This is a genomic window from Sphingomonas sp. CFBP 13603 (assembly GCF_014892665.1).
GTDB lineage: Bacteria > Pseudomonadota > Alphaproteobacteria > Sphingomonadales > Sphingomonadaceae > Sphingomonas.
Window position 1 is genome coordinate 1 of record NZ_JADBIA010000004.1, and the last position, 12,826, is coordinate 12,826.

8 protein-coding genes and 2 pseudogenes are annotated in these 12,826 nt (G+C 66.4%); 5 read left to right on the top strand and 5 right to left on the bottom strand.

Going from position 1 to position 12,826, the window contains the following annotated elements; all coding sequences use genetic code 11:
- Both IFR23_RS07850 and IFR23_RS07855 read right to left on the bottom strand, forming a co-directional pair.
- On the bottom strand, positions 1-2,088 hold a 2,088-nt coding region (locus tag IFR23_RS07850), incomplete at its 3' end, for a two-partner secretion domain-containing protein (protein WP_192975407.1).
- Positions 2,089-2,146: 58 nt separating this feature from the next.
- Positions 2,147-3,829: a ShlB/FhaC/HecB family hemolysin secretion/activation protein gene (locus IFR23_RS07855; RefSeq protein ID WP_192975408.1), complete on the bottom strand. Its 1,683-nt coding sequence runs from the start codon at positions 3,827-3,829 to the stop codon at positions 2,147-2,149.
- Positions 3,830-4,423: 594 nt separating this feature from the next.
- Here IFR23_RS07855 and IFR23_RS07860 point away from each other — a divergent pair.
- The 5 genes and pseudogenes from IFR23_RS07860 to IFR23_RS07880 all read left to right on the top strand — a co-directional run bounded on the left by IFR23_RS07860 (position 4,424) and on the right by IFR23_RS07880 (position 9,970).
- Complete coding sequence (locus IFR23_RS07860) at positions 4,424-5,104, top strand: NAD(P)H-dependent oxidoreductase (protein WP_192975409.1); 681 nt, start codon at positions 4,424-4,426, stop codon at positions 5,102-5,104.
- Between the two features lie 26 nt (positions 5,105-5,130).
- Positions 5,131-6,162 (top strand): annotated as a pseudogene (gene adhP, locus IFR23_RS07865) (alcohol dehydrogenase AdhP).
- 68 nt (positions 6,163-6,230) lie between these two features.
- A pseudogene (locus tag IFR23_RS07870) lies at positions 6,231-8,544 on the top strand (phosphoketolase family protein).
- Positions 8,535-9,557 (top strand): acetate/propionate family kinase, encoded by a 1,023-nt coding sequence (locus tag IFR23_RS07875; protein ID WP_192975410.1) that lies wholly within the window; start codon positions 8,535-8,537, stop codon positions 9,555-9,557. The pseudogene IFR23_RS07870 and the gene IFR23_RS07875 overlap by 10 nt, the downstream one beginning before the upstream one ends.
- A gap of 128 nt (positions 9,558-9,685) precedes the next feature.
- Positions 9,686-9,970 carry a hypothetical protein gene (locus IFR23_RS07880; RefSeq protein WP_192975411.1) on the top strand — a complete coding sequence of 95 codons (285 nt, stop codon included), beginning with the start codon at positions 9,686-9,688 and terminating at the stop codon, positions 9,968-9,970.
- Between the two features lie 22 nt (positions 9,971-9,992).
- Here the strand turns inward: IFR23_RS07880 and IFR23_RS07885 are convergent, their stop codons facing one another.
- The 3 genes from IFR23_RS07885 to IFR23_RS07895 all read right to left on the bottom strand — a co-directional run bounded on the left by IFR23_RS07885 (position 9,993) and on the right by IFR23_RS07895 (position 12,818).
- A complete protein-coding gene (locus IFR23_RS07885; protein WP_192975412.1) occupies positions 9,993-11,642 on the bottom strand; it encodes an oleate hydratase in 1,650 nt (549 codons plus the stop codon).
- 43 nt (positions 11,643-11,685) lie between these two features.
- Entirely contained in the window at positions 11,686-12,117 is a 432-nt protein-coding gene (locus tag IFR23_RS07890; RefSeq protein ID WP_192144781.1) for a hypothetical protein, read from the bottom strand.
- A gap of 68 nt (positions 12,118-12,185) precedes the next feature.
- Complete coding sequence (locus IFR23_RS07895) at positions 12,186-12,818, bottom strand: response regulator transcription factor (protein ID WP_192975413.1); 633 nt, start codon at positions 12,816-12,818, stop codon at positions 12,186-12,188.
- Positions 12,819-12,826: the final 8 nt, after the last annotated feature.

Below are 12,826 nucleotides of genomic sequence, written 5' to 3' on the forward strand. Positions count from 1 at the left end.
TGCCGGGGCAGGCGCCGGGGCGGGCGCCGGTGCTGGAGCAGGCGCTGGTGCCGGGGCGGGCGCTGGAGCCGGGGCAGGCGCTGGAGCAGGTGCCGCGGCCGTGATCGTGCCGGTCGTCCGGAACCCGGCGACGCAGCACGAACTTGCCAGCGCATATTGGTCCGCGTTCGCGCCGGTTAGCGTGTAGCCGCTGAAGCTGACGCCGATGCCCGTGCCTTCGCCGGTGCTGTCGAACGTCGCGGTCGCGTTCGGGCCGGCGACCAGCGATACGCCGGTCGGCGTGCCCGAGGTGCCGTTGGTATTGAACCCGCTCAAGACCGCCGCATTGGTGCCGTCGGCGACCTTCTGCGCGGTCGGGAACAGCAGCATCCGCTGGGTGATCGCTGCGCCTTCGGTCAGGACGAACTCGGTCGAGAAGTCGGTCGGCGTGGTGTACGAGACCGGGTTGTAGTTGATCGATACCGGCGCCGCGGTGACGGTGGTCGGCGGCGACAGCGCGGAGAACACGATCGTGCCGCCGTTGACGCCCGGCCCGGTGCCGTCCGACCCCGCGATCAGCGTGAGGCCGACCGGCAGGCCCAGGCTCTGCGCCGGGATCGTGGTACCGCGCGTCAGCGTCACCGCTGCGTCGATCATCACGTCATGGCCTGCGCACAAGGCGATGTTGCCATCGGTCGTGGTGATCGCGTGGAACACCTGCACGTTGCGGCCGGCGTTGAGCAGGATGCTGCCGTTGGTCGTGGTCAGCGCCGCGTTGACGTTCACGTCGCGGCCACAGCAGGCGACGATGTTGCCGTTGGTCGCGGTGATCGGCGCGTTGATGTTGACGTCGCGAAAGGCGTTCATCGTCAGCGTCGTCGGCACGCCCGACGCGGTCCACGCGACCGCGTCGTTGACGAAGATATCGCCGTTGCCGGTGGTGGTGTCGCCCGCCGCGGGGATCGTGCTGATCGTGATGCTGGTCGTGACGAGCTGCGCCGACAGCGTAGCGCCCGAGATGTTGCCGCCCGCACCGATCACGTAATCCTGCGGATCGATCAACCACATGCCGGTCAGGCCGGACCGCGCGAAGGTCGAGACCTTGGCGCTATCGGCGACGTTGACGGTGGCCGCCGACGTCTCGATGAAGCCGCCATTGCCGCCGACGGGTGCGCTCGCATCGAGTTCGCCGCTGACGCTGACGGTGCCGGTCTTCATGTCGCCGAGCAGCAGGATCGTGCCGCCGCGGTTCTGCAACGTACGCGCCTCGACGATGCCGGTGTTGTTGACCGCGGTGTGGAGCAGGTCGCCGGCCCCTTGCGCGGTCATCACGACCTTGCCGCCGTCGGCGCGGATCAGCCCGCCGTTGCGCACCAGCGCGCCGACCGCCCCCTTGTCGACCGCGACGTTGAGCAGCCCGTCACCCGCGACGTCGAGCGTGATCGCCTCGCCGCCGGCCAGCACGACGGTACCAAAATTCGCCTTGATCGTCCCGCTGTTGCCGACGTTTGCGCCCAGCAACGCGACGTAGCCGCCCTTCGCGGTGATCTTGCCATCGTTCTGGACCGACGCGCCGCTCGTGCCCGCGAAACTGTTCTTGCCTGCGAGGAAATCGGCGTCGGAAATGTTCAGCGTCGATGCCACGAGGCCGCCGACGTTAACGTTGGCGGTCTGGCCGAACAGGATGCCGTTCGCATTGACCAGGAACACCTTCCCGTTCGCCGACAGATTGCCGAGGATGACCGACGGATCGGTGCCGAGCACGCGGTTCAGCGCGACCGAGCTGCTGGTCGGCTGCTCGAAGACGACGCTCTTGCCCTTGCCGATCGAAAAGGACTGCCAGTTGATCGCCGCGCGATCGCTGGTCTGCGTCACGGTCAGCGACTTGCTGCCGGTCGCGATGCTCGCCTGGCCAGCGACGACCTCACCGCCGGTTGGGAGCGTCTGCGCCTCGACCGGGCGTGCCACCACCGTGCCCGCGAGGCTGAACCCGATCAGCCACGCGAACCGCGCGAGGCCGGTCGTGCCGAACAAGCCGCCGCGCTTGATGCGCGTGACGGTGGGAGCGGGGCGACTGGTGTTTCTGATCGACGAAGGGATGGGGGTCATGTGCGGTATCCTCGGTGGCGGCGGATGGCCGCTGAATTTTGGGGGGGTGCTGGTGCGCTCAGAAGGTCTTCGAGAGCTGGAACCAGGCGCGGCCCGACTTGTCGGGGGCGGACGTCGCATCGGCATCGCCGAGTTTCCGCGCGTACGTCGCCCGGGCGGCGATCCCGTACGGTCCCGCCCAGCTCAGGCCGGCGCCGTACGCGCTGCGCTTCGCGTGGTTCGATCCGTCGAAATACGGGTGCTTGACGTAATCGACCTCGCCGACGTCGACGAACCCGAACAGCTGGAGCGCACCCGGCACGACCTGCGGCAAGGCCAGCCGCGCCTCGGCGGTGGCGACATAGCCCTGGTCGCCGTAAGCCTCGCCCTCTGGGTAGGCGCGGACGGCGTAGGCGCCGCCCAGTTCCATCTTCTCGGAGATGTCGAGGTTGCTGAACGCGATCTGCCCGCGCGCGGAGGCGAACAGCGACAGCGGCCCGGCGATCGTCTGCAACCGCGCGAAGCTGAACTGCACCTTCCCATAGCTGCCATCGGTGCGTGCGGTCAGGGCATCGATCGAGCGCTCGAACGCGCCGCGAATGTCGAGATTGCCGACCGAGTAGCTCAACGAATACGCGCTCCAGCCGCCCCCGAGCAGCGTGTCGTGCTCATCGCCGCTGAGCCCTGCGGTGATCACCTGCGCGCGGCGATACGTAGTGACGTCGACGATGCCGATCTTGTCCTCGAACCATTTCACGTCGCCGCCAAGCGTCACGTACAGGTTGTTGTCGCGCGAGCGGATCAGCGGATAGCTGGCATAGACGCTGGCGACGTCGGCATTGCCGCTGCCGTCGAGGCTGTCGAATTCCTTGCCGAGCGAATAGTCGAGATGCGCGAACGCGACGCCGAGCGTGACCTGCCCGATCGGTGCCTGGTACGACGCGCGGCCGTAGGCGAGCCCGGAGAACGAGGTCAGCGCGCGCAGGCTCAGCACGTCGCCAGAGCCCGTCGGGTTGTTCCAGTTGACCACGCCGCCGACGCGGTACGCGCCGGTGTAGCGATTGCCGGCATTGTCGGCCTCGACGCTGCCGGTGATGCTCTGGCCGGGGGTGATCGCGACCAGCAGGTCGGACGTGCCGACTGCGGTGCCGGGGCTGAGCGTCGAGGATACGCGCAAGCCGGGCAGGTCAGACAGCATCAGCAGGCGGCGTTCGAGCGGCGCGACCGCGACTGGATCGCCGACGTCGAGCCCGGTGAGGATGCCGTTTGCGACGCTATCCGACAGCCTCGACTCGTTCTTGAGCCCGATCGCGCCGAAACGCCCTTCGAGCACCGCGATCGTGACCGCGCCGCTCTGTACGTCCTGCTCGGGGAGGTAGGCGTTCGCGACGAAATAGCCGCGGCTCGTGTAATAGGCGGTGATCCGCGCGGCGAGCGTCTTCAGCTCGGACAGGTCGAGCTCGCTGTTCGGCGTGAACTCGGACGCGGCGATCAGGTCGGCCTCGGGAAACAGCGTCGCACCGGTCACGCGCAGCGACCGGACGAGCGTCTTCGGACCACCAGCGGCAGGAACGACGACCGGCGCTTTCCGATCGAAGCCGAAGTCGGGCGCGGGCGTCTCGTTCAACGGTACGGGCGGGATCTGCTGGAGCTGTCCACCGGCCCCGACGGGAACCTGCGCCTGCGCCGATTGCGTCGAAATCAGCAGGGCAGCCGGGCTCACAGCCGCAAGCGCGGCCGCCCAAAGGGTCGACTTGTACATGAACACCTCGAAAGTCACCGCGGATGGAAGGCACGGGTCTCCCATCCGCAGCAGCGGGAGCCGTTCGAGTAGAGGGTAGAGCGCCCGAAGCGAGGACGAAGCCTTCGTAAAGATCAGGGCCGCGACGTGATCGCGTTGCACTGCATCTCACTACAGATGATGAGGCGTAAGAGCTTGGGACGTGGTCGGCCGCGAGAATCGCGGTGTATGGCTTACCCCAAAGCGTCCTTAACATATGTCTGGAAACTAAGTTTGACACAAGACAATTACGTCATTTGTGCATAAATAAATTACAATTTTTCAGACATGTAGAGAAAACCCAAGTTTTTCGACAGATTCCCGTGAGTTTTGCCGAAGTTATCCGGATGCGACATCAGACGGTTTCGTGCCCGCGACACTAATTGGTTACCGGCCGCGATAGTCTCGTTAACCTTTCGCCAAGAGCGCCTCGATGCACGAGTGCGTAATTCCCGAGGGTCAACTGCAATCGCTCGATCGCGTAGTTCTGCCTTACCCGGACGCCCTGGATCACCGCGCTGCAAGCTCGTGCGCGATCCCGTGGAGTCCGCTGCGTACTGAAGGGAAAGGCCGACGATGTCCGACGAGCGATCTGCAGCGGGAGGCCGGCACGCGGTGATCCTGTGCCACCCCGATCCGTCGAGCTTCAATCACGCGATCGCGGGCGCCTATTGCGACGCGGTTCGTGCGGCCGGACAGGTGGTCGTCCTGCGCGATCTCTACGCGATCGGGTTCGATCCGGTGTTGAAGGCGGCGGAGCGGCCGACGACTGTCGCAGCAGCCTACGAGGAGGATGTGATCGACGAGGTGGATGCCATTTCCGGTTGCGACGTGTTCGTGCTGGTCTATCCGATCTGGTTCGGGACGCCGCCGGCAATGCTGAAGGGCTATGTCGAGCGCGTGTTCGGTGCGGGCGTGCAACCGGAGGCGTTGCAGGGCCGGGTGCGGACCGATCTGTTGGGCGGCAAGCGGTTGCTCAGCTTCTCGACGTCGGCCGCCAGCAAGATCTGGCTCGACGAACAGGGCCAGGGGCAAGGGCTGAACAGCGTCTTCGACCAGTATATCGTCCACGCGTTCGGGATGCGATCGCAGGAGCATCGCCGGATCGCGCATATCACGCAGGATCTCCGCAAGCAGTTCGCCGACCAGTATCTTCGTGACGTCGCGGTCCACGCGCAGCGGACCTGCGCGCAGATCGCATTCGGGGACGAGGCGCTGCTGGCCGATCCCGCGCTCGTCGCCCGGATGGCACGCTGATCCATCCGTATCTTCAAGGAAATTCCATGACCCGTATGATGCACGCCGCCGTCGTCGAGGCGTTCGGCAAACCCCTGACCTTGCGCGAATGGCCGGTACCGGTCGCAGGGCCCGGACAGATCGTCGTCAAGACCGAAGCGTGTGGGGTGTGCCACACCGATCTGCACGCCGCGCACGGCGACTGGCCGGTCAAGCCGACGCCGCCGTTCATCCCTGGGCATGAGGGGATCGGCATCGTCGTCGAGGTCGGCGCGGGGGTGACGATCGTGAAGCTTGGCGACCGGGTCGGCGTGCCGTGGTTGTATTCCGCGTGCGGGCATTGCGAATACTGCCTGTCCGCCTGGGAGACGGTGTGCGCCGAGGCTGAGTTCGGCGGCTACACGCGCAATGGCGGGTTCGCGGAGTATATCCTCGCCGACCCGAACTACGTCGCGCATATTCCCGCAGGCCTGTCCGCGGTCGAGGCGGCACCGATCATCTGTGCGGGGATCACCACCTACAAGGGTATCAAGGAAACGGGCGCGAAGCCCGGCGAGTGGGTCGCGATCTCGGGCGTCGGCGGGCTGGGGCATCTGGCGGTGCAGTACGCCAAAGCGATGGGGTTGCGCGTTGCCGCGGTCGATGTCGACGAGGGCAAGCTCGCGCATGCCAAGGCGCTTGGCGCGGAACTGTTGATCGACGCGCGCAAGGGCGATGCGATTGCGGCACTGAAGGATGGGACGGGCGGCGGCGCGCACGGCGTGCTGATTACTGCACCGTCGCTGACCGCGTTCAATCAAGGCGTAGCGATGACGCGGCGCAAGGGAACGTGCGTGCTCGTCGGACTGCCGCCGGGCGACTTTCCGATGCCGCTGTTCGACGTCGTGGCGCAGTGCATCACGGTGCGCGGCTCGTTCGTCGGGACGCGCTAGGACATGGCCGAGGCGCTCGCCTTTGCCGCGGATGGCAAGGTGAAGGCCGATATCGAAGTGCAGCCCTTGTCGGCGATCAACGACATCTTCGACCGGCTCCAACACGGGCAGGTCGCGTCGCGCGTCGTCCTCGATTTCGGGAGCTGAACATGGCCGATATTGCAACGCTGGCACCTGCGAAGACGCACCCGCTGTCCCACGACATGCTGCGCCGGATGGACGCGTATTGGCGGGCGGCGAATTATCTGTCGGTCGGGCAGATCTACCTGCGCGACAATGCGTTGCTCGATCGGCCGCTGACGATCGCCGACGTCAAGCCGCGGCTGCTCGGGCATTGGGGGACGACGCCGGGGCTGAACTTCCTCTACGTCCATCTCAACCGCCTGATCGTCGAGCATGACCTCGACATGATCAACATCATCGGGCCGGGGCATGGCGGGCCGGGACTGGTCGCGAACACCTATCTGGAGGGCTCGTACACCGAACGCTATCCGGCGATCGAGCGGAGCCGCAGCGGCATGCACCGGCTGTTCCGGCAATTCTCGTGGCCGGGTGGCATTCCGAGTCATGTCGCGCCCGAGACGCCGGGATCTATCCACGAAGGCGGCGAACTGGGGTACTCGCTCGCGCATGCTTACGGCGCGGCGTTCGACAATCCCGATTTGATCGTTGCCTGCGTGGTCGGCGACGGCGAGGCGGAGACGGGCGCGCTGGCGGCGAGCTGGCACTCGAACAAGTTCCTCAATCCCGCGCGACGGCGCGGTGCTGCCGATCCTGCATCTCAACGGCTTCAAGATCGCCAATCCGACGATCCTGGCGCGGATCGACGGGCATGAGCTCGACGCGTTGCTGCGCGGCTATGGGCATGAGCCCTATTATGTCGGCGGCAGCGATCCGGCGGCGGTCCACCAGCAGCTCGCCGCGGCGCTCGACAAGGCGTTGGCGCGGATACAGGCGATCCAGGCGGCGGCGCGTGTCGAGGGTGTGAAGCCCGAGCGACCGCGCTGGCCGATGATCGTGTTCCGCACGCCGAAGGGCTGGACCGGGCCGAAGTTCGTCGATGGCAAGCCGGTCGAGGGTACGTGGCGCGCGCATCAGGTACCGATCGCGGACTTCAAGGATCCCGAGCATCTACGCCAGCTCGAGGCGTGGATGCGGAGCTACCGGCCCGAAGAGCTGTTCGACGAGACGGGCAAGTTCCTGGAGGAGTATGCGTCGCTCGCACCGACCGGGCATCTGCGGATGGGATCGAACCCGCACGCCAATGGTGGCGAACTGATGGTGCCGTTGTCGCTGCCCGATTTCCGTGAGTACGCGATGGCGGTGGACGGGCCGGGCACGGTGAAGGCCGAGGCGACGCGGGTGCTCGGGCGGTATTTGCGCGACGTGATGAAGCTTAATCTGGCGAGCGTGAACTTCCGCCTGTTCGGGCCGGACGAGACCGCATCGAACAGGCTTGCCGACGTGTACGACGTGTCGGGAAAAGTCTGGATGGCGGAGATCGAGGCGGTCGACGAACATCTCGGGCCCGATGGGCGCGTGATGGAGGTGCTGAGCGAGCATCTGTGCCAAGGCTGGCTCGAGGGGTATCTGCTGACCGGGCGGCACGGGCTGTTCTCGTGTTACGAGGCGTTCGTCCACATCGTCGATTCGATGGTCAACCAGCATGCCAAGTGGCTGAAGACGACCAGGACGATCCCGTGGCGGCGGCCGATCGCGTCGCTCAATTACCTGCTGACGTCGCATGTCTGGCGGCAGGATCACAACGGGCTTTCGCACCAGGATCCGGGGTTCATCGATCACGTCGCGAACAAGACCGCGGACGTCGCGCGGATCTACCTGCCACCCGATGCGAACTGCCTGTTGTCGGTTGGCGATCACTGCCTGCGGAGCCGGGGGTATGTGAACGTGATCGTCGCGGGGAAGCAGCCCGAATGGCAATGGCTCGGGATCGACGCGGCGGTGCGGCACTGCACCGCGGGCGCGGGGATCTGGGACTGGGCGGGCGACGACGCCGACCCCGACGTGGTGATGGCGTGTGCGGGGGACGTACCGACGCTGGAGACGCTGGCGGCGGTGACGATGCTGCGTGCGTACGTGCCCGACATCCGCATCCGGGTGGTCAACGTGGTCGACCTGATGGTGCTGCAGTCACGCTCCGAACATTCGCACGGGCTCGACGAGCGCGAGTTCGATGCGATGTTCACGCGCGACAAGCCGGTGATCTTCGCGTTCCACGGCTATCCGGCGATGATCCACAAGCTGACGTACCGGCGCGCCAATCACGACAATATCCACGTCCGCGGGTATAAGGAGATGGGGACCACGACGACGCCGTTCGACATGGTCGTGCTGAACGATCTCGACCGGTACCGGCTGGCGCTCGACGCGATCGAGCGCGTGCCTCGGCTGCGCGATTGCGTGCCGCGCGAGACGGCGCGCTACTGGACGACGATGGAGCGGCACAAGCTCTACATCGCCGAGCAGGGCGACGATCTGCCGGAGGTGCGTGACTGGCAATGGTCGTAGTTCTCGTGCTGAACAGCGGGTCCTCGTCGCTGAAGTATGGTCTGTACGCGGTCGATCCGGAGCCCGCCCTGCTCGTCGGCGGGACGATCGAGACGCCCGCCGATGATGGCGACGATCATGGCCGCTTCTTCGACACAATCGAGACCGCGCTGAAGGGGTGGCCGACGCCCACGGTGATCGGTCACCGGATCGTCCACGGTGGCCCGCACCGCGACGCGCATTGCCGGATCGACGATGCGGTGTTGGCGGATCTGGAGGCGGCATGTGCGTTCGCGCCGCTGCACGGCCCTGCCTCGCTAGCGCTGATCCGAGCCGCGGAGGTGCGCTATCCGGGCGTGCCGCAGATCGCGTGCTTCGATACCACGTTCCATGCGGGGATGCCGGACATTGCGCAAACCTTGCCCATACCACGCGAGTACCGTGCGACCGGAGTCCGACGGTACGGCTTCCACGGGCTATCGTGCGAGTCGATCGTCCGCCAACTGGGCGACCAAATGCCCGCACGGCTGGTGATCGCGCATCTCGGCAACGGCGCGAGCGTGACTGCCGTGCGCGATGGGCGATCGATCGACACCAGCATGGGGCTGACCCCGTCGGGCGGCGTGATGATGGCGACGCGGACGGGCGATATCGATCCGGGCGTGTTGCTGTACCTGCTGCGAGAAACCGAGCTGGACGCGAAGGCGCTAGCGACGCTTGTCGATCATGCTTCCGGGATGACGGGTATCTCGGGGCTGTCCGGCGACATGCGCGTTCTGCGCGCTGCGGCGACCAAAGACGCCGACCTCGCCGTCCGGATGTTCGAGCGATCGGTGTGCAAGCAGATCGCGGCGATGATCGCCTCGCTCGGCGGCGTGGACATGCTCGTGCTGACGGGCGGCATCGGCGAGAACGACGGACACACCGGCCGCGCGGTTCGCGACGGGCTGGCCTGGATACCGGGGCTCGACGTCCGTGTGATCGCGTCGCAGGAAGATGCGCAGATCGCCCTGCATGCCGCCGCGCTCGCGTGAGAACTGCGGCGAGTACGTGCTTTCCGAGTCCCGACGTCGGATACCTCCTGCGCTAAGCTCGGAACAGGATCAGCTCCATCGGAACCCGCATCATGCGGCGGCGATCGCGGGCCAGCGGGGAGTTCGCAATGAACGCTATCCACACCGAAATGCGCTATTTCCAGCGGCGTCTCGACGACACGCTGGCGATGGCGGATGCCGCGGCCGGCCCCTGCGCGCGCAAGGCCCATCAGTTGCTCGCGCGGCTGTACGGCGAGGCGCTGGACGCGCTTCTGGCGCAGGCGTCGACGATATCGGTTCAACGGCGACCGGCGTTCTCTGCTGGCATTATGCGTGCGGATCGCAACGCGACGGCGCGCGGGCATCGGTCCTCGACACACCGGACGCAACGCACGCTGACGCTCGCCTCGTAAAGCGCCGGTCGCCTGACGGGACCTAGCTGGTCCCGTGGTCGCCGGTCGTCGCGAGATCGTGAAGCGCGACGAATGCCCTGAACAGCACGCGCGGATCGAACACGCCCTTGTACACCGCGGGGGGCGAACGGCGCAGGCCGAGCAACCCGTAGACCGCGGTCTGCGCCGAGCGGACCGAATATTCGACCGTGAACACGCAGTCGTCGGGCATCTCGCAATATTGGCCGATGATCGCGAGGTTGGCGGTGCCGGCGGGGATCACGTCGGGCCGGTCGCCATGCCTGCGCGGCATGAACTGGCTGGTGATGAACGGCATCATGCACGGGATGCAGATTGCGCTCGCGAGGATCGCCTCGGCCTTTGCAGCGAGACCGAGATGGCCGAGGATCTCGGTCATGATCTCGCGGCCGGTACAGTCGCTCATCGGCTTGCGGACGAAATCGCCGATCGCGTCGACCGACAGGCAGTATCCCCAGAACACCGCGACGTCGTCAGGCTGGCCGAGAAAATGCGGCTGCGAGGGGATGACGATCGAGGCTAGCCAGCTCGACTCGGTGAACGTGATCAACCCGCCTTCACCGGGGACGTTGCCGGTCGCGTCGCGGATCAGCGTCAGCAGCGCGGCGTCGTGCAACGTGGTGGTGAACGAGACCCATTTCGAGCGATCGACGTCCTCGGTGAACGCGGCTGGCTGGCCGAATTCCGGGCGATCCTTCGCGAGCCTTTCCCAGAGTTTCCACGCCCCGCCCATGCCTGCGCCGTGCAATTCGGGTGGGGCGTCCATCGACCCGAGGCCGGAGCCCTCGGTCATCGAACCCAGCGTGAGCATCACGTAATCGTCGGTATCGATGCGAATTTCGCTGGTCTTGCCGCCGCTCTCGATGCGGATGCCGCGGACGACGGTGATCCCGTCCTCCTCGGCCAGCCGGAGATCGGTGACGGTGGTGTTCATCCGGAACTGTACGCCGCGCGCAACCAGCCAGGCGTGGAGCGGGCGGACCATCGAGTCATACTGGTTCAGGGGCGTGCGCATGATCCCCTCCAGCCGATTGAAGCCGCCGACCATGTGCGCGAAGCGGAGCAGGTATCGCTTGAACTCCACCGCGCTGTGCCAGGGCTGGAACGCGAAGGTGGTGCACCACATCATCCAGAAATTGGTCTTGAAGAATGCGTCGTCGAACTGATCGGCGATGGTCGAGCGATCAAGGATCGCCTCGGGTGTGATCGCAAGCCGTTCTAGACCGCGGGTCTGGTGTCCGGTCAGGCCGAATTCGGGCGCGACGTGGCGCTGTCCGCCGGAAAACAGGCGCGAATGCGACGACGTCTTCATCGTCGCGTTCCAGTCGAAGATCTCCTTCGTGACGGTCTTGTCGCCGTCCAGCGTCGGGACCGACGAGAAGAGATCGAACGTGCAGAGGTATTTCGACTCGAGCATCCGCCCGCCGCGCAGCGAATAGCCGTCTGCAGCGGAGCCGCCACCGTCCAGGCTGCCGCCGAGCAGCGTGCCTTCGTCGATGATCGTGATATCCGTACCGCGCATATCGCCGTCGCGGATGAGGAACAGTGCCGCGGCGAGCGAGGCGATCCCGCCGCCGACGAGGAATGCCCGGCCTTCGTCGCGGGGGACGGGAGCGGTGTCGGGGTCGTCCTGGAATGGATCGGTGGCGGTCATGGCAAAGTCCTTGGCGACAGAATGGGCTGATACGTAGGCGAGGTCATCCCGCGGCGTTCCAGCCGGACCAACTGCGATCGATCGACGCGGCGATCGCGGTTAGTAGGGAGGCGTCCCCGGTGCCACGATCCAGGATGCGGTCGCCCTGGCGCTCGGCGGCATGGATCAGCGCGGGCGGCGGAGCGGTACCGTCGAGCAGGATCGCCTTGCCGCGCCAGCCGGATGCGCGCATCGCCCGCAGCATGTCGGTGCCGTCGTCGTCGGGATCTCGACCGCCATGCCCCTCGATATCGACGACGATGCAGGGGAAGTCGCGCGAGCGAGGGTCGGCAAGCAGCGCCGCACTGGTGGCGTAGGAGCGAACGTCGTAGCGCTCCGACAGCAGCATGATCTGGCGCGCGCGTCTGATCGCCGGATCGCCATCGACCAGCGATATGCCGATGCCGTCATGGGGGGTGGTCGAGTGGTCGGTCATCGATGGTCCTTCGAGACATCGGATGACAGGGTCGAACCGCGCCGTCTGTACGTAGAAGACGAGGGGCGTCAGGCGGGTTCGGGCATCTCGCCCAAGCCGGCGGCGAACGCGATGCGCAGGACGTCGGACAGGCTGCGCGCGGACAGTTTCTCCATCAGGTTCGCGCGGTGGACCTCGACGGTGCGCGTGGCGATGTCGAGGTCGTAGGCGATCAGCTTGTTCGGGCGCCCCAGCACCATGCCGTCGAGGACGTCGCGTTCGCGCGGCGTGAGCGCGGCGAGGCGGACGACCGCGTCGGCTGCGGCGAGATGCTCGCGGTCGGAGCGCGCCGCCTGCGCCAGCGCGGCCTCGATCGCGGCGAGCAACGCGGTGCGCTCGAACGGCTTTTCGAGGAATTCGACCGCCCCCGCCTTGATCGCACGGACCGCCAGCGTCACGTCGCCGTGACCGGTCAGCATGATCACCGGCAGCGCGATGCCGGACTGGGCCAGTCGCGCCTGCACGTCGAGACCGTCGATATCGGGCATGCGCACGTCGAGCAGCACGCAGCCCCGCGTCTCGCGCGTGACGGCCTTCAGGAAATGCGTGCCTGCCGGATACGTCTCGACCGCGTAGCCTGCCTTGCGCAACAGGAAGCCGACCGACTGGCGGATCGCCTCGTCGTCGTCGACGATGTGCACCGTTCGCCCTGGTTCAGTCATGGGTGGTG

Coding starts and splice junctions, on each gene's coding strand:
- IFR23_RS07855 (WP_192975408.1), bottom strand. CDS start 3,829: ATGTACAAGTCGACCCTTTGGGCGGCCGCGCTTGCGGCTGTGAGCCCG.
- IFR23_RS07860 (WP_192975409.1), top strand. CDS start 4,424: ATGTCCGACGAGCGATCTGCAGCGGGAGGCCGGCACGCGGTGATCCTG.
- IFR23_RS07875 (WP_192975410.1), top strand. CDS start 8,535: ATGGTCGTAGTTCTCGTGCTGAACAGCGGGTCCTCGTCGCTGAAGTAT.
- IFR23_RS07880 (WP_192975411.1), top strand. CDS start 9,686: ATGAACGCTATCCACACCGAAATGCGCTATTTCCAGCGGCGTCTCGAC.
- IFR23_RS07885 (WP_192975412.1), bottom strand. CDS start 11,642: ATGACCGCCACCGATCCATTCCAGGACGACCCCGACACCGCTCCCGTC.
- IFR23_RS07890 (WP_192144781.1), bottom strand. CDS start 12,117: ATGACCGACCACTCGACCACCCCCCATGACGGCATCGGCATATCGCTG.
- IFR23_RS07895 (WP_192975413.1), bottom strand. CDS start 12,818: ATGACTGAACCAGGGCGAACGGTGCACATCGTCGACGACGACGAGGCG.